The sequence below is a fragment of the Streptomyces graminofaciens genome (assembly GCF_030294945.1).
Lineage (GTDB): Bacteria > Actinomycetota > Actinomycetes > Streptomycetales > Streptomycetaceae > Streptomyces > Streptomyces graminofaciens.
Map to the genome: position 1 here is coordinate 3,945,864 of NZ_AP018448.1, position 15,279 is coordinate 3,961,142.

Below are 15,279 nucleotides of genomic sequence, written 5' to 3' on the forward strand. Positions count from 1 at the left end.
GTCGAGGAGTGGGAAGTGCCGCTGGAGCCGGTGGAGTTCGCCGTGCTGGGGCCGGTCCGGGTACGGCGGGCGGGGGCGGAGGCGGCACTCGGCAGCCCCCAGGAGACCGCCCTGTTGGCGCTGTTGCTGGTGCGGGCGGGGCAGCCGGTCACCGTGGACGAGATCGTGCGGGTGCTGTGGGGGCGGCGGCCGCCGAGCAGCGCCGTCAATGTGGTCCGTCGTCATGTCGGGTCGCTGCGCCGGCTGTTGGAGCCGGAGCTGCCCGCGCGTGACGCCGGGCGTTGGCTGTCGCGGGACGCCGGCGGGTACCGGCTCGTCGTCGACGACGGCTCACTGGATCTGCTGCGCTTCCGGCGGCTGCGGGAGGCCGCCCTCGCCGCCGAAGTGCCGGTGCGGGCCGTGGAGTTGTGCACCGAGGCGCTGGGACTGTGGCGGGGGCCCGTCGCCTCCGGGGTCGCCGTGGAGGTGCGGGAGCGGGCCGGGTTCGGGGCGGTCGACCGGGAGCGGCTCGCGGTCGTACGGGAGGCGTCGGACGCGGCGCTGCGGGCCGGGATGCCGGACGCGGTGCTGGCCGAGCTGCGGGAGGCCGCCGCCGGCAACCCTCTGGACGAGCCGCTGCTGGCCCGGCTGGTCCTGGTCCTCACGGCCGACGGTCGGCGGGAGGAGGCGTTGGGCACCTATCGGGCCGCGTGCGCCCGGCTCTCCGAGGAACTGGGCATCGACCCGGGGCCGGAGCTGCGCGAGGCCTATCGGGTCGCGCTGGGGGGACCACGGCCGCTGCCGGTACCGGTACCGATACCGGCCCAACTCCCGCACGATCTACCGACGTTCACCGGTCGTCGCACCGAACTGGACGAGGTGCTCGCGTTGTTCACGGGCGACAGCGGGCACAGTGACGGGCACGGCGGCGGGCGGACCGCCGGCACCGTCGTCATCAGTGCCATCGGCGGTATGGCCGGCATCGGCAAGACCACGCTGGCCGTGCACTGGGCCCATCGGGTCGCCCACCGCTTCCCCGACGGGCAGCTCTACGTCAACCTCCGGGGCTTCGACCCGTCCGGCGCGGTGATGGACGCGGGCGAGGCCGTACGGCTCTTCCTGGACTCGCTCGGCGTACCGCCCGAGCGCGTGCCGCACGGCGTGGACGCGCAGGCCGAGCTGTACCGGAGTCTGCTGGCCGGGCGGCGGTTCCTGGTGCTGCTGGACAACGCGCGCGACACCGAGCAGGTACGGCCGCTGCTGCCGGGCGCCCCGGGCTGTCTGACCATCGTCACCAGCCGGAGTCGGCTGTCGGGCCTGGTGGCGGCGCACGGGGCGCACACACTGGCCCTGCGTCCGCTCGACACCGGGCAGGCGCGGGCGTTCCTCGCCGCGCGGCTGGGCGAGGAGCGGCTCGTGGGCGAGGCGGCGGCGGTGGACACGATCGCCGGGCTGTGCGCCGGGCTGCCGCTGGCGCTGGCCTGTGTCGCGGCCCGGGCCGCCGCGCACCCCGGCTTCCCGCTGTCGGCCATCGCGGCCGAGCTGCGGGCGGCGCACGGCAGCCTCGACGCGTTCAGCCGGACCGACATCTCCGCGAACGTCGGCGCGGTCTTCTCCTGGTCGCTGGGAGCCGTCTCGGCCGAGGCCGCCCGGCTCTTCCGGCTGCTCGGACTGCACCCGGGCCCCGACTTCTCCGCACCGGCGGCGGCCGCCCTCACGGCCCTTCCGGTACGGCGGGCGCGGCGGCTGCTGACCGAGCTGGCCGACGTCCATCTGGTGGGCGAGCCCACGCCGGGCCGGTACGCCTTCCACGACCTGCTGCGCGCGCACGCCGCCGAACTCGTCGACGACCGGCACCGCGAGAGCGAGCGTGAGGCGGCGGTCGACCGGCTGTACGCGTACTACCTGCACACCGCCCACGCCGCCGACCGGCTCCTCGCACCGCACGCGGACTCGGTGCCGCCGGGGGCGCCCCCGGCGGGTGTCGCCGCCGAGCCGTTGTCCGACGACGGGCAGGCGCTCGCGTGGCTGACCGCCGAGTACCCGGTGCTGCTCGCCGTGCTCGACGCCGCCGCGCACTCCGGCCGCGACCGGCTCGTGTGTCTGCTGGCCTGGGCGCTGGAGCCGTTCTTCGACCGGCGGGGCCACTGGCACGACGGGCTCGCCGCCCAGCGGACCGCGCTGGCCGCGGCGACCCGGCTCGCCGACCCCGCACTGGAGGCGCGCGGGCTGCGCGGACTGGGGCGCGCCGAGGGCCGGTCGGGGCTGCACGAGCTGTCCCGGCCCCATCTGTGCCGGGCCCTCGACCTCTACACCGAGCTGGGCGACGGCACCGGACAGGCGCAGACCCACCGCAGCCTCGGCTGGGAGTGCGACCAGGACGGCGACCTGCCCGGCGCGCTGCGGCACAACCAGCGGGCCCTGGAGCTGTTCCGGGCCGCGGGTGACCGGGCCGCGCAGGCCAGCGTCCTCAACTCGGTCGGCTGGTACCACGCCCTGCTCGGGCGGTACGACGAGGCCCTGCGCCACTGCTTCGAGGCCCTGACCCTGCTCCAGGACCTCGGCGACCGCTACGGCCAGGCGTCCACCTGGGACAGCATCGCCTACGCCCACCACCACCTCGGCCGCCACCCGCACGCCCTGCTCGGCTACCGCAACGCGCTGACGCTCTACCGGGAGTTGGGTGTGCCGTATCTGGAGGCCTGCACCCTCGTCCACCTCGGGGACACGCATCACGTCATGGGTGCGCACGACGCCGCGCGCACCGACTGGCGGGAGGCCCTGGCCCTGTTCACCTCGCTCGGTCACGCCGACGCGGAGGGGGTCCGGGAACGGCTGCGGGGCCGCGTCGGCGAGCGGGGTCTCGCATGACACCGTCCGGCCCGCCCGGCACCCCGCACGCGGGGGCTCGCTCGTCGATGCGGTTCGAGGTGCTGGGCCCGCTGCGGGTGTGCGACGGGGGGCGGGAACTCGACCTGGGGTTCCCGCAGCAGCGCGCGCTGCTGGCGTTGTTGCTGGTGCGGGCGGGCAGGCCGGTGCCGGCGGCCGAGATCGTCGACGTGCTGTGGTCGCGACGGCCGCCCGCGAGCGCGCCGAACGTCGTACGGCGGTACGCCGGGGCCCTGCGCCGGCTCCTCGAACCCGATCTGCCGCCCCGCGCGCCCGGGCGCCGGTTGCCGCGCCGGGCCGGGGGCTATCTGCTGGAGGCCGACCCCGACGAGGTCGACCTGCTGCGCTTCCGTGAGCTGGCCAGACAGGGCAAGCGGGCCGCGGCGACCGGGCGGCCCGAGGTGGCGTTGCGGCACTTCACCGAGGCGCTGGGCCACTGGCGCGGCCCGGTGGCCACGGGCATCCCCGCCGCCGTACGGGGGCATGACGAATTCGGCGCCGTGGAGCGCGAGTTGGTGCGTACGACGGTGATGGCCGCCGACGCGGCCCTGCTGTGCGGCGGCGGAGAGCAGGTCCTGCCCGGGCTGCGCCGGGCCGTCGACCTGGATCCGCTGAACGAGTCCCCGCACGCCCGGCTCGTCATGGCCCTCGCCGCGACCGGGCGCCAGGCCGAGGCACTGGCCGCGTTCGAGAGCGTACGGCGGCTGCTGGACGTGGAGTTGGGGGTGGCGCCCGGCGCCGAACTGGCCGCCGCGCACACGCGGGTCCTCCGCCAGGAGTTCGCCCCGCCGGGTGCCGTGACCGTCCGGCCCGGCGCGTCGGCGTTCGTCGTGCGGCCCGCTCAACTGCCGCCCGACTTGAAGGAGTTCGCGGGTCGGCGGGCCGAGCTCGACAGCCTGTCGCACATCACCGGGACCGCCGTCGACTCCACCGGGGCGCCCGCGACCGTACTGATCAGCGGCATGCCGGGCATCGGGAAGACCACGCTCGCCGTCCACGGGGCCCACACGGTCGCCGACCGCTTCCCGGACGGTCAACTCCACGTCGAGCTACGGGGGTTCACCCCGGCCGGGGCGCCGCTGGAACCCGCGGAGGCGTTGCGCGGGATGCTGGGCGCGCTCGGCGTGGCTTCCCGGGAGCTGCCGAGCGGGCTCGACGCGCTGGCCGGGTTGTACCGGAGCGTGCTGTCCGGCCGGCGGCTGCTCGTCCTCCTCGACGACGCCCTCGACACCGAGCAGATACGGCCGCTGCTGCCCGCCTCGCCCGGTTGTCTCACCCTGGTCACCAGTCGGCACAGCCTGCCCGGGCTGATCGCCTCGGGCGCCCGGCCGCTGCGCCTCGGGCTGCCGTCCGCCGCCGACGCCCGGGCCGTACTGGCCCTGCGTACCGGCCCGGAGCGGCTGGCCGCGGAGCCGGAGGCAGCTGAGGAGATCGTCGCGCGCTGCGGGCGGCTGCCCTTGGCGCTGGCCGTCGTGGCCGCCCGGGCCGTCGGCCGCCCGGGCTTCCCGCTGGCGGCCGTCGCCGCCGAGCTGCGTGAGTCCCGAGGCAGCCTCGACGCCTTCGCGGGGCCCGAGGGCACGGCCGACGCCCGTACGGCCTTCGACTGCTCCTACCGCTGTCTGCCGCCCGAGAGCGCCAGGCTGTTCCGGCTGCTGCCCCTGCACCTGGGCCCGGACCTCACACCGGAGGCCGCCGGCGCCCTCGCCGGTCTGCCGGTCCGCCGGGCCCGGCTGATCCTCGACGGACTCGCCGACGCCCACCTCGTCACCGAGCACGCCCCCGGCCGCTACGCCCCGCACGACCTGCTGCGCGTGTACGCCGCGGAGTTGGGCGACGCCCACGACTCCCCGGCCGAGCGGCGGGCGGCCCGGGAACGGGTGCGGGAGCATCTCCGGCACCTGGAGCAGGGCGACCACCACACCGGCCCCACACAACCCCCCTCTTGATCACTTCTGTCACCCGGCAGTCACTTTTTTTGCACATCCCGCTTTCTAGGGTCCTTGAGCAGGGCTCGGCGAGGTGACTTCGGAGGCGACGACAGATGATGACCGGCACAAGCACCGTCAGTACCGTGCGGATGTCCGTGGGACCGGTCGTCCTCGTGTCGGCCGCGTCGCACGAGGTGCCCGTCCCCTTACCCGGCGAGCCACCCCGGCCCGGCGCCCACCGGGTGCTCACGCGGGGCGGCGGCGCGTACCTGTTCGTGGGCGTGCGGGGAGGCGGCACCGGCCCCCGGGACGGCCGGGACGTGCGCGTCGGCCCCGGGGACATCTGCTTCTACGACGCGGACCGGCCGCCGCTGCTGGACTCGCCCGAGCCCGTCCGGCTGAAGGTGTTCCTGGTGCCGCGCGAGGCGCTGGGCCTGGAGGCGGGCGAGGTGGCCCGGGTCCTGGCCGCGCCGGTCGTCGGCCGGTCCGCACGGCTGGGCGCGCTGCTGTCGCCGTTCCTGTCCGAACTCGCCGACACGCTCTCCTCGGCCGAGCCGCAGACGGGCGAGATGCTCGCCTGGAACGCGGTGAACCTGCTGGCCACCCTCGCCACCGAGCAGTTGGGCCGGGAGACGGCGGGCGTGCCGGACAGCCGCGCGCCCCTGCTGTCGGGGATCCTGCGCTTCATCGACCTCCATCTGGCGGACGCGGACCTGTCCCCGGAGACGATCGCCGCGTCCCAGCACATCTCGGTGCGGTACCTGCACAGGCTGTTCCAGGACGAGGGCACGACGGTCGGCCGGTGGATCCAGCGCCGTCGGCTGGAGGAGTGCCGCCGCGATCTGACACAGGGCGTCCGGGGCCACCGGACCATCGCCGCGGTCGCGGGCCGCTGGGGCTTCCTGAGCGCCACCCACTTCAGCCGGGTGTTCCGGGCCGCGTACGGCATGTCGCCGAGCGAGTGGCGGGACTCGGCGGGCCGGGGGACGCGGACACGCGGCAGGTAGGGCGCGCCGACGGCCTCTGCGGGGCCAGGGCCTGTCTCACCATTGCCGTCGTCGCCCGGAGGGCGGGCCGCGCGGCGGCGTGGTGGCCCTTCTAGGGTTTGGTCCAGTCCCCGCCGGACGCCGAGAGGCGGAACGCGGCGACCGATGTCGCGACGAGCAACAGCAGCGCGAGGCCCAGGGTGAGGGCGAGGCTCGTGTGCAGCAGGAGCAGGGCGCCGGTGAGGGCGCCGAGGAACATGGCGAGGACGGACAGCAGGCGGCGGCCCGGTCTCGGGGCCGCGCCGCCCGCCGTGGTCGAGTCCGCGGCCAGGCCCGTGAGTGTCTGGGTGAGCACGGTCGTGGTGAGGTCGGGGACTCCGAGGCGGCGGGCGACCGCGTTCTGCAGGCCCATCGCGAGGCCGAGGAGCACGATCAGCGCGTACTTCACCGGCGTGCTCACCTCGTCGTGTGCCGCCGCGGCCGTACCGAGGGCCACGGCGACGAGGACCGCCTGAAGCGCGGCGGCGAGGGCCAGCAGCCGCCCTCGGTTCGCCGCGAACCGGGTGCCGAAGCGTCCGCCCGCCACCGCGCCGGTGAGGAACGCGGCCATCGCGGTGAGGGAGGCGGTGGCGGACAGGCCCTCCGCGCCCGCCAGGGCGAAGCCCAGGAAGACCACGTTGCCGGTCATGTTGGCGACGAAGACGTGCCCGAGCGCCAGATAGCTCACGGCGTCGACGACCCCGGTCACCACCGTCAGCACCAGCATGAGCGGCGGCAGCGGCCCGTGCCGGTCGCCGGTCGGCGGAACGAGCGTGCGGGCGGCGTCAGTCAACAGCCTGCGCATGACGGGCAGCCCCTTCCACGGCCGTCGGGCGGTGCAGCGCCGCCCGGGTGAGCAGTCCGGCGGCCGGGCCGAGCACCACCGCCGCGACCGACGCCCACAGCGGCCAGGGCGTCAGGCCGAGGGCGTGGTCGGCGGACCAGCGGCCGGGCCCGGTGAGGGCCAGGGCGCCGCAGACGGCCACGAGGACCAGCGGGTACTCGTAGCCGTCGTGCTGGACCCAGAGCCCGTTGAGCCGCTTGACGGTGCCGGCGACCGTCATCACCCCCATGGCGGCCGTCGCCGCCGCGGGGGTGAGCAGCCCGGCGGCCAGGAACAGACCGGCGCCGAGCTGACTGCCGCCCGCCGCGAGCGCGGTGAGGCGGCCGCCTCGGAACCCGTCGTGGCGGAACTCCTCGGTGCCGCCCGCGAGCCCCTCGCCCCCCAGCCGGAAGCTCACCTTCTGCACTCCGTGCCCGGCGATGAGGAGTCCCACCGCCAGCCGGAGGACCAACAGTCCGGTGTCCATCGCGATCCTGCCCGTTCCCGCCTGTTCCTGTTTCTTCCGTCAGTTGTGCGAGGCCTGCGGGGTCAGCCCGCCGCGTGGGCGCCGATGACGGCCTGCGCGTAGACGATGCCGAGGCCGTAGGCGCCGCCGTGCTCCTTCACCACGCCCGTCGTGGCGGCGTAGGTGTCGGTGCGGGCCCAGTCGCGCTGGAGCTCCAGCAGCACCTGCACCCAGGTCACCGGTACCGCACCGGCCTGGATCATGCGCTGTACGGCGTGCTCGTGGGCCTGCGGGCTCACGCCGCCGGAGGCGTCGGTGACGACGTAGACCTCGTAGCCCTGGGCGAGCGCGGACAGCGTGGGCAGGACGACGCACACCTCGGTCCACAGCCCGGCGAGGACGAGTTTCCTGCGGCCGGTGGCCTTGACCGCCTCGACGAAGTCGATGTCCTCCCACGCGTTCATCGTGGTCCGGTCGACGATCTTCTGCTCGGGGAAGACATCCGCGAGCTGCGGCAGGATCGGGCCGGAGAACGACTCGGCGGCCACCGTGCTCAGCACGACCGGCACGTCGAAGGACCGGGCGGCCTTCGCGAGACCCACGGTCGCGTTGATGATCGCGGTGCGGTCGCCGCTGCCGGTGCCGAAGAACATCTGCGGCTGGTGGTCGACGAACAGCACCGCGCAGTTGTCGGGGGTGAGGAGGTCGGGGCTGGGGGACGCGGTGACGTTGTCGATGTCGAAGTCGGGCATGGAGGTGCCTTTCGTAGGGGGTGGACGGTCGGGGACAGTGGTTCAGAGGGAGAAGCAGGGGTCGAACGGCGTGTCCACGCCGTCGGCGGCGAGGCCTCGGGCGACCCGCCACTGCCGCTGCTGCTCCGACTCGGCGACGGCCTCGCCGAGCAGTTCGGCCTGGCGGGCGCCCGCGAGGCCCGGGGAGGCCGTCGCCTGATAGCCGCCGAAGTGCGCGACCGGGCTCCAGGCGGGGCTGACCGGCGGTAGTTCCTCGTCGAGGCCCTCGTACTCGCCCGCCGCGTACACGATGCGGCCGCCGACGACCGTCAGCAGGGACTCGATGCGGGCGATCTCCGGCTCGGGCACCGTGAAGTAGTCCTCGGAGAGGATCGCGAGGTCGCCGAGGTAGCCGGGGCGCAGTACGCCCTTGACGTCCTGCTCACCGGTGAGTGCGGCGCCCGCCTCGGTGAACATCGTGAGTGCCGTGCGCCGGTCGACGCGGTTGTACGGCGGGCGGAGCGTGAGGTCTCCGACACCGCGGCCGGTGACCAGCCAGTGCAGGGCGATCCACGGGTTGTAGGTGGAGACCCGGGTGGCGTCGGTGCCGGCGGCGACGGTCAGGCCGCGGTCCAGCATGGCGCGGATCGGCGGGGCGTCGGCGGCCTTGCCGGGGCCGTAGCGGCGTACGAACGCCTCGCCCTGGAAGGAGAGCCTGTTCTGCACGGACATGGCTCCGCCGAGCGCGGCGATCCGGTCGAGGCTCTCGGTGGAGACGGTCTCGGCGTGGTCGAAGAGCCAGCGGTTGCCCGCCGGGAAGAGCCCTTCGGCGGCGAGCTTCTCGAACACGGCGAGATCTCGGCGGATGGTCTCGTCGTAGGTGGCGTGGAGGCGGAACCCCCAGCCGTTCTCCATCAACAGCCGTACGGCCTTCTCGAATTCGGCCTCGTAGCCGGCGGCGAGGTCGGGGCGGGGCTGGGCGAAGTTCTCGAAGTCGGCCGCCGCCCAGGTGAGGTTCTCGCCCGCGCCGTTGAGGCGCAGCCAGGCGTCGCCGTCCTCGGGGCGGGCCATGTCGATCCAGCGGGCGAGGTCGTCGATCTCCTGCCCCGCTGTCTGCGGGAAGAGGTGGTAGGCGATACGGAGGGACAGTTGTCCGGCGGCGGCGAGTTCGACGACCGTGCTGTAGTTGTCGGGGAAGTTCTGGAATCCGCCGGCCGCGTCGATCGCCGAGGTCAGCCCGAACCTGTTGAGTTCGCGCAGGAAATGCCGGGTGGAGGTCTTCTTGTCCGCGCCCTGAAGGACGGGGGCCTTGGCCAGTGTCGAATAGAGGATGAGGGCGCTGGGGGCCGCGAGGAGCATGCCCGTCGGTTCGCCGTCCCGGCCCCGGACGATCCGGCCGCCCTTGGGGTCGGGGGTGGCCCGGGTGAATCCGGCGGCCTTGAGCGCCGCCCGGTTGAGGACCGCCGACTGGTACAGGTGCAGCACGAACACCGGCGTGTCCGGCGCGGCGGCGTTCAGCTCGGCGACGGTCGGCAGCCGCCGCTCCGCGAACTGCTCGGCGGACCAGCCGCCCACGACCCGTACCCACTGGCCCTTGGGTGTACGGCCGGCCTGCTCGCGCAGCATGGCGAGGGCCCGGCGGAGGGTGGGGACGCCGTCCCAGCGCAGTTCCAGGACGTAGTTGAGGCCGCCCCTGATGACGTGCAGATGGGAGTCGTTGAGGCCGGGGACCACACGGCGGCCGAGGGCGTCGACGACCTCCGTGGCCGGGCCGGTCAGCGGCGCCATGTCCCTGTCGTCGCCGAGGGCCGTGACGACCCCGTCGCGCACGGCGATCGCCTCGGCCGCCGGGCGGCCCGGGTCACCGGTGTGGATCTTCGCGTTGCGGACGACGAGGTCCGCCGGGTCGTCGACCGGAATGGTGGACAAGTCTGGTCGACCTCCTGAGGCGAGCGGCTTTCACGGGAGCCGTCACGCTATTTCCGATCGGCGGGCCCGGGTTTCCCCTCAGCGCACCGCATGCGACTGAGAGCGCACTCCCGTCGGTCGCACGGGTGTTCCGTGCGCTGTGGGTTCAAGCCCCGTGCGCTGACAGGCCACTGACCGCGCTTTTCCGGTCCTACTTTTCTCGTCGACCGACCCGCAGAGCACGCGTGACAGATCAGGAGCACCGTATGTCCGACCCCGTCGAGCCGGTTCTCGAACCGGCGGCCGCCGCGTTCGCCGAGGCCACCGCCAACCCGCCGTACCTCTTCGAGCTGCCGCCCGCCGAGGGCCGCAAGGCGGTCGACGAGGTGCAGTCCGGCGAGATCGACAAGCCGAGCGTCGACGAGGAGTGGATCACCGTCCCGGGCGGCCCCACGGGCAGTGTGCGGGCACGTGTGGTGAAGCCCGCGGGCAGCGAGGGCACCCTGCCGGTGATCCTCTACATCCATGGCGCGGGCTGGGTGTTCGGCAACGCCCACACCCATGACCGGCTGGTGCGCGAGCTGGCGGTCGGCGCCGGCGCGGCCGTGGTCTTCCCGGAGTACGACCTCTCCCCCGAGGCCCGCTACCCGGTCGCCATCGAGCAGAACTACGCGGTCGCGCGGTGGATCGTCGAGCGGGGCGCGGCCAAGGGCCTGGACGCCACCCGTATCGCCGTGGCCGGTGACTCCGTCGGCGGCAACATGACCGCCGCCCTGACCCTGATGGCCAAGCAGCGCGGCGATGTGCCGCTGGTCCAGCAGGTGCTGTTCTACCCGGTCACGGACGCGAACTTCGACACCGGCTCCTACCACCGGTTCGCCACCGGATACTTCCTGCGCCGCGACGGGATGCAGTGGTTCTGGGACCAGTACACGACCGACGAGGCCGAGCGTGCCCAGATCACCGCGTCCCCGCTGCGGGCCACCACCGAGCAGCTCGAAGGGCTGCCGCCGGCCCTGGTCATCACCGGCGAGGCCGACGTGCTGCGCGACGAGGGCGAGGCGTACGCCAACAAGCTGCGCGCGGCCGGGGTCGCGGTGACCGCCGTGCGCTTCCAGGGCATCATCCACGACTTCGTGATGCTCAACGCCCTGCGCGAGACGCGTGCCGCCGAGGCCGCGATCACGCTGGCCGTCGGCACCCTGCGTACCGCGCTGCACGGCAGCTGAGCATCCGACAACAAGGAGAACCATCCATGTCCACCACCCCCACCGCCCTGCTCGTGCACGGGGCCTTCGCGGACGCCGGCAGCTGGTCCGGCGTCATCGCCGAGCTGCAGAACCAGGGCATCCCCGTGCTCGCGCCGCCCAACCCGCTGCGCGGCCTCGCCTCGGACGCCGCGTACATCGCCTCCGTCGCGGCGCAGATCGACGGCCCGGTCGTCCTGGTCGGCCACTCCTACGGGGGTGCGCTGATCACGGTGGCCGGTACGACCGAGAACGTCGTCGGACTGGTCTATGTCGCCGCGTACGTCCCCGAACAGGGCGAGAGCCTCGGCGAGTTGCAGGGCCGGTTCCCGCTGGCGCCGCTGGGGGCCAATCTGAAGCAGTGGACGTACCCGGTCGAGGGCGGGGAGCCCGCGGTCGAGGTCACCATCGAGGCCGCCGCGTTCCCGGAGATCTTCGCCGCCGACGTCCCGGCCCCGGTCACCAAGGTGCTGGCGGTGGCCCAACGTCCGCTCGCCGCCGCTGCGTTCACCGAGCAGGCCGCGGCCGCCGCGTGGCGGACCAAGCCGTCCTGGGCCCTGGTGGCCGGCGCCGACGAGGCGATCAACCCCGATGTCCAGCGTTTCGGCGCCGAGCGGGCCGGGGCCAAGGTCGTGGAGCTGGCGGGCGCCTCGCACGCCGTCGCCGTGTCCCAGCCCAAGGCGGTCGCGGACCTGATCCACGACGCGGTGCGGGCGACGACCGAGGACTGACCGGTCACAGAAGCTGGTTGCCGTGCGGACGGGCTCGTGGTCCCGTCCGCACGGCGCGCAGGCCGGTGGACGGCTCCTACACCGGCATTCGGAGGGCTTCCGTGGGGCTGTCGGACAGTGTCGGGCGGCTTTCGGGCGGCTTTCGGGCGGCTCAGGAAGCCGTGGCCTCCGCCGCCGCCTTCCCCGTCCGCCGCCCGGAGAACAGACAGCCGCCGAGGAAGGTGCCCTCCAGGGACCGGTATCCATGGACCCCGCCCCCGCCGAAGCCCGCGACCTCACCGGCCGCGTAGAGACCGGGGATCGGGTTGCCGGAGGCGTCGAGGACGCGTCCCGAGAGGTCGGTCTGGAGGCCACCCAGAGTCTTGCGGGTGAGGATGTTGAGGCGTACGGCGATCAACGGGTGGGCGCTCGTGTCCAGGATCCTGTGGGCGGACGCCGTGCGGCTGAGCGTGTCACCGGGATAGGCGAGGGCGTTGCGGATGCCCATGACCTGGACGTCCTTGGTGTACGGGTTGGCGATCTCGCGGTCCCGGGCCTCGATCTGCCGTTGCAGGTCGTTGAGGTCGATCAGGCTCTCACCCGTCAGCTTGTTCATGCCCCGGACCAGTTCGGACAGGCTCGACGCCACGACGAAGTCCACGCCGTTCTTCTTGAACTTCTCGATCGGCTCCGGGGTCTGCCAGATGCGCGAGAGCAGCATCCAGATGTTCTTCTCGGTGAGGTCCGGGTTCTGCTCGGAGCCGGAGAGCGCGAACTCCTTGGCGAGGATCTTCTGCGTGGTCACGAACCACGAGTAGTCGTAACCGGTGTCGGTGATCGTCTTCAGGGTGTGCAGGGTGTCGTAGCCGGGGATGTCCGGCGTGTTGAAGCGGCGGCCCTTCGCGTCGAACCACATCGAGGACGGGCCGGGCAGGATGCGAATGCCGTGGCCGGGCCAGATCGGGTCGTAGTTCCTGAGGCCCTCGGTGTAGTGCCACATCCGGTCGGGGTTGACGATCCGGCCGCCCGCCTTCTCGGTGATCGCGAGCATACGGCCGTCCACGTGCGCCGGTACTCCGGTGATCATGGACTTGGGGGCGGTGCCGAGGCGGGCGGGCCAGTTCTGCCGTACGAGGTCGTGGTTGGCGCCGATGCCGCCGGAGGTGACGATCACCACGGGGGCGCGCAGCTCGAACTCGCCCACGACCGTGCGGGAGCTGGGCTTGCCGCGCGACACACTGCTCGGCTCCAGGATCGCGCCGCGTACGCCGCTGACGGCGCCGCCGGTCGTCACGATGCCGTCGACGCGGTGCCGGAACTTGAAGGTGACCTTGCCGTCCGCCTTCGCGGCCCGCACCTTCTTCTCGAACGGCTCGACCACGGCCGGGCCCGTGCCCCAGGTGACATGGAAGCGGGGTACGGAGTTGCCGTGCCCGTCCGCGAGGCCGCCGCCGCGCTCGGCCCAGCCGACGACGGGGAACCACTGCACGCCGAGCCCGGCGAGCCAGGACCGCTTCTCGCCGGAGGCGAAGTCCACATACGCCTCGGCCCACTTGTACGCCCAGTAGTCCTGGCCGGAGGGGTCGTCGATGCCCCGGTCGAAGCCGGCCGTGCCCAGCCAGTCCTGCCAGGCGAGTTCGTGGGAGTCCTTGACGCCCATGAGCCGCTGCTCGTCGGAGTCCACGAGGAACAGCCCGCCGAAGGACCAGAAGGCCTGGCCGCCGAGGCTCGCCTCGGGTTCCTGGTCGAGGAGCAGCACCTTGCGGCCCGCCGCCGCGAGTTCGGCCGTGGCGACCAGTCCGGCGAGCCCATGGCCGACGACGATCGCGTCCGCGTCGTACGAGGCCCCCGCGGCGAAGGCCGAGGTGGCCTGCGCGGCGAGAGCGACACCCGCCAGGGCACCGCCCGCCACGGTCAGCGCGCCACGGCGGCTGATCCCGTCCGGGGACGCGGAGTTCGCGGCGTTCACAGAGGTCCCGGCGTTCGCCGTGTTCGCGGCGGAGTTCTCCAAGGAGATGGGCATGGGTGGGGACTGCCTTCCGGGGAGCAGGGGGGTACGCGAGGGGTGGGGGGCTGTTCCTGCGACACCTGCGCTGTTACCGTCGGTAGCCCACTAGGAAACCAGTCCGTCACACCACCGGGGTAGTGGCCGGGCGTCAACGCGGCGCACTCCTCGTTGTGGCCCGGATACAGCGCCGGGGACGGATCGGAACGGTGTCGGACAGGGCGGACGGGGCCGGACAGGACAGGACGGGACGGGACAGAAAGAGGGGCCCATGACTGTCGTTCACGAGGGCGAGCCGGTCACCGGAGTCCTGCGAGCGATGGCAGCCGACGCGGACGTGTGCGCCGAGCTGACCCGCACGGCCCGCTCCCGCTCCCCCGAACTGGCCCGGCTGAGCGAGCCGGAGACCCGCTCCCACGTCACCGCCCTGGTCCGCGCCGCCGAGGCCTGGTTCTCCACCTTCGACCGGGTCGACGAACAGGACTTCGCCGCCGCCCTGTTGCTCGGCGCCGACCGCGCGGGCCAGGGCATCCCGATGACCGCCGTACTGCGCGGGGTCCAGGCCGCCCTCACCCGGGTCGTGGAGATCACCCTCGACCGCTGCCGCTCCGCCGGGGTCTCCGACGCCGCGCTCCTCACCGTCGTACTGCGGCTGAAGGAGTACGGCGACGCCGTGGAGCGCCATGTCGTCAACGGTTACCGCGCGGCGGAGCTGGGCGCGCCGCGCGGGCCGGGCGAGAGCCGGGCGCGGCTGCTGCGCCGGTTGCTCATGGGAACGCCCGGCGAGATCCCGACCCGGGCGGAACTGACCCGGGTGGGCATCCGCCCCGAGAGCCCGTACCACTGCCTGGTCGCGGAACCCGGCGAAGGGACCCGCGCCCTCACCGCCCGGCTCTCCTCCACTCTCCCCGGTGTCTTCGCGCTGCTCGACGACCGCCTGGTGGGCCTGTGCCCCCGGCTGCCGGACACCGAGGAGATCCCCGGCCTCTCCGCTCTCGTCATCGCCTCCCCGGCCGCCGCGCCGGACCGGCTCCGCCCGCTGTACCGGCTCTGCGTCCGGGCGTTGGAGGTGAATGGCCGTCAGGGACCGCCCGGGTTGCGCGAGTTGACCGATCTGGCCGGCGAGATCGCCCTGGCCGACCATCCCCTGCTGGGCGCGCACTTGAGCGACCGGCTCCTCGGCGGCCTCGATCCGGCGGACGACTTCCACCGGCAACTCGCGCTCACCGCCGTGGCGTTCCTCGACCACGGCCGCCGCCTCGACCGCACCTCGACGGCGCTGTTCACCCACCCCAACACCGTTCGCTACCGCCTCGCCCGGCTCCAGCAGATCACCGGCGAACCCCTCACCGACGGAGCGCTCGACGGCCCCTCGGGAACACTCACCACCCTGCACTGGTGGTGGGCCCTGACGACGTGGCTGCGCTCGACTCCGACGTCCTAGGCGAACGACAGCCGTCCAGTTGGCCAAAAGCTTTCTTCAGGTTGGCCAAGAACGATTCAACGACTGACCATGATTGATCAACGATCGTCCATGATTCCGTATCTTGAACGTTTGAGCGTTTAGC

Annotated in this window: 11 protein-coding genes; 6 read left to right on the plus strand and 5 right to left on the minus strand. The window is 73.4% G+C overall.

Annotated features, from left to right (window positions below):
- Positions 1–15: 15 nt before the first annotated feature.
- The 3 genes from SGFS_RS16850 to SGFS_RS16860 all read left to right on the plus strand — a co-directional run bounded on the left by SGFS_RS16850 (position 16) and on the right by SGFS_RS16860 (position 5,803).
- On the plus strand, positions 16–2,850 hold the full coding sequence (locus SGFS_RS16850) for an AfsR/SARP family transcriptional regulator (protein WP_286251160.1): 2,835 nt from the start codon (positions 16–18) through the stop codon (positions 2,848–2,850).
- Complete coding sequence (locus SGFS_RS16855; protein ID WP_286251162.1) at positions 2,847–4,814, plus strand: AfsR/SARP family transcriptional regulator; 1,968 nt, start codon at positions 2,847–2,849, stop codon at positions 4,812–4,814. Before SGFS_RS16850 ends, SGFS_RS16855 begins: the two co-directional genes overlap by 4 nt.
- Positions 4,815–4,945: 131 nt before the next feature.
- Positions 4,946–5,803 (plus strand): helix-turn-helix domain-containing protein, encoded by an 858-nt coding sequence (locus tag SGFS_RS16860; protein WP_286259958.1) that lies wholly within the window; start codon positions 4,946–4,948, stop codon positions 5,801–5,803.
- A 91-nt stretch (positions 5,804–5,894) separates the two neighbouring features.
- Here SGFS_RS16860 and SGFS_RS16865 read toward each other — a convergent pair whose 3' ends face one another.
- The 4 genes from SGFS_RS16865 to SGFS_RS16880 all read right to left on the minus strand — a co-directional run bounded on the left by SGFS_RS16865 (position 5,895) and on the right by SGFS_RS16880 (position 9,770).
- Positions 5,895–6,626: a YoaK family protein gene (locus SGFS_RS16865; protein ID WP_286251164.1), complete on the minus strand. Its 732-nt coding sequence runs from the start codon at positions 6,624–6,626 to the stop codon at positions 5,895–5,897.
- Positions 6,607–7,131, minus strand: a complete 525-nt coding sequence (locus tag SGFS_RS16870) for a DoxX family protein (RefSeq protein ID WP_286251166.1) — start codon at positions 7,129–7,131, stop codon at positions 6,607–6,609. The genes SGFS_RS16865 and SGFS_RS16870 overlap by 20 nt, the downstream gene beginning before the upstream one ends.
- A 62-nt stretch (positions 7,132–7,193) precedes the next feature.
- Positions 7,194–7,862 (minus strand): hydrolase, encoded by a 669-nt coding sequence (locus tag SGFS_RS16875; protein WP_286251168.1) that lies wholly within the window; start codon positions 7,860–7,862, stop codon positions 7,194–7,196.
- 42 nt (positions 7,863–7,904) lie between these two features.
- Positions 7,905–9,770, minus strand: a complete 1,866-nt coding sequence (locus SGFS_RS16880) for an amidohydrolase (protein WP_286251170.1) — start codon at positions 9,768–9,770, stop codon at positions 7,905–7,907.
- A gap of 245 nt (positions 9,771–10,015) precedes the next feature.
- Here SGFS_RS16880 and SGFS_RS16885 point away from each other — a divergent pair, with 245 nt between their 5' ends.
- Together SGFS_RS16885 and SGFS_RS16890 are read left to right on the plus strand one after the other, a co-directional pair.
- The gene (locus SGFS_RS16885) at positions 10,016–10,978 is read left to right on the plus strand and encodes an alpha/beta hydrolase (protein ID WP_286251171.1); all 963 of its coding nucleotides are present in this window, start codon (positions 10,016–10,018) and stop codon (positions 10,976–10,978) included.
- A gap of 26 nt (positions 10,979–11,004) precedes the next feature.
- Positions 11,005–11,727 (plus strand): alpha/beta fold hydrolase, encoded by a 723-nt coding sequence (locus tag SGFS_RS16890; RefSeq protein ID WP_286251172.1) that lies wholly within the window; start codon positions 11,005–11,007, stop codon positions 11,725–11,727.
- Between the two features lie 151 nt (positions 11,728–11,878).
- Here the strand turns inward: SGFS_RS16890 and SGFS_RS16895 are convergent, their stop codons facing one another.
- Positions 11,879–13,729 (minus strand): FAD-binding dehydrogenase, encoded by a 1,851-nt coding sequence (locus tag SGFS_RS16895; protein ID WP_286251173.1) that lies wholly within the window; start codon positions 13,727–13,729, stop codon positions 11,879–11,881.
- A 253-nt stretch (positions 13,730–13,982) separates the two neighbouring features.
- Between SGFS_RS16895 and SGFS_RS16900 the strand changes: the two genes are divergently transcribed.
- Positions 13,983–15,155: a PucR family transcriptional regulator gene (locus SGFS_RS16900; protein ID WP_286251175.1), complete on the plus strand. Its 1,173-nt coding sequence runs from the start codon at positions 13,983–13,985 to the stop codon at positions 15,153–15,155.
- Positions 15,156–15,279 lie beyond the last annotated feature (124 nt).

Coding starts and splice junctions, on each gene's coding strand:
- SGFS_RS16855 (WP_286251162.1), top strand. CDS start 2,847: ATGACACCGTCCGGCCCGCCCGGCACCCCGCACGCGGGGGCTCGCTCG.
- SGFS_RS16860 (WP_286259958.1), top strand. CDS start 4,946: ATGTCCGTGGGACCGGTCGTCCTCGTGTCGGCCGCGTCGCACGAGGTG.
- SGFS_RS16865 (WP_286251164.1), bottom strand. CDS start 6,626: ATGCGCAGGCTGTTGACTGACGCCGCCCGCACGCTCGTTCCGCCGACC.
- SGFS_RS16870 (WP_286251166.1), bottom strand. CDS start 7,131: ATGGACACCGGACTGTTGGTCCTCCGGCTGGCGGTGGGACTCCTCATC.
- SGFS_RS16875 (WP_286251168.1), bottom strand. CDS start 7,862: ATGCCCGACTTCGACATCGACAACGTCACCGCGTCCCCCAGCCCCGAC.
- SGFS_RS16885 (WP_286251171.1), top strand. CDS start 10,016: ATGTCCGACCCCGTCGAGCCGGTTCTCGAACCGGCGGCCGCCGCGTTC.
- SGFS_RS16890 (WP_286251172.1), top strand. CDS start 11,005: ATGTCCACCACCCCCACCGCCCTGCTCGTGCACGGGGCCTTCGCGGAC.
- SGFS_RS16895 (WP_286251173.1), bottom strand. CDS start 13,729: ATGCCCATCTCCTTGGAGAACTCCGCCGCGAACACGGCGAACGCCGGG.
- SGFS_RS16900 (WP_286251175.1), top strand. CDS start 13,983: ATGACTGTCGTTCACGAGGGCGAGCCGGTCACCGGAGTCCTGCGAGCG.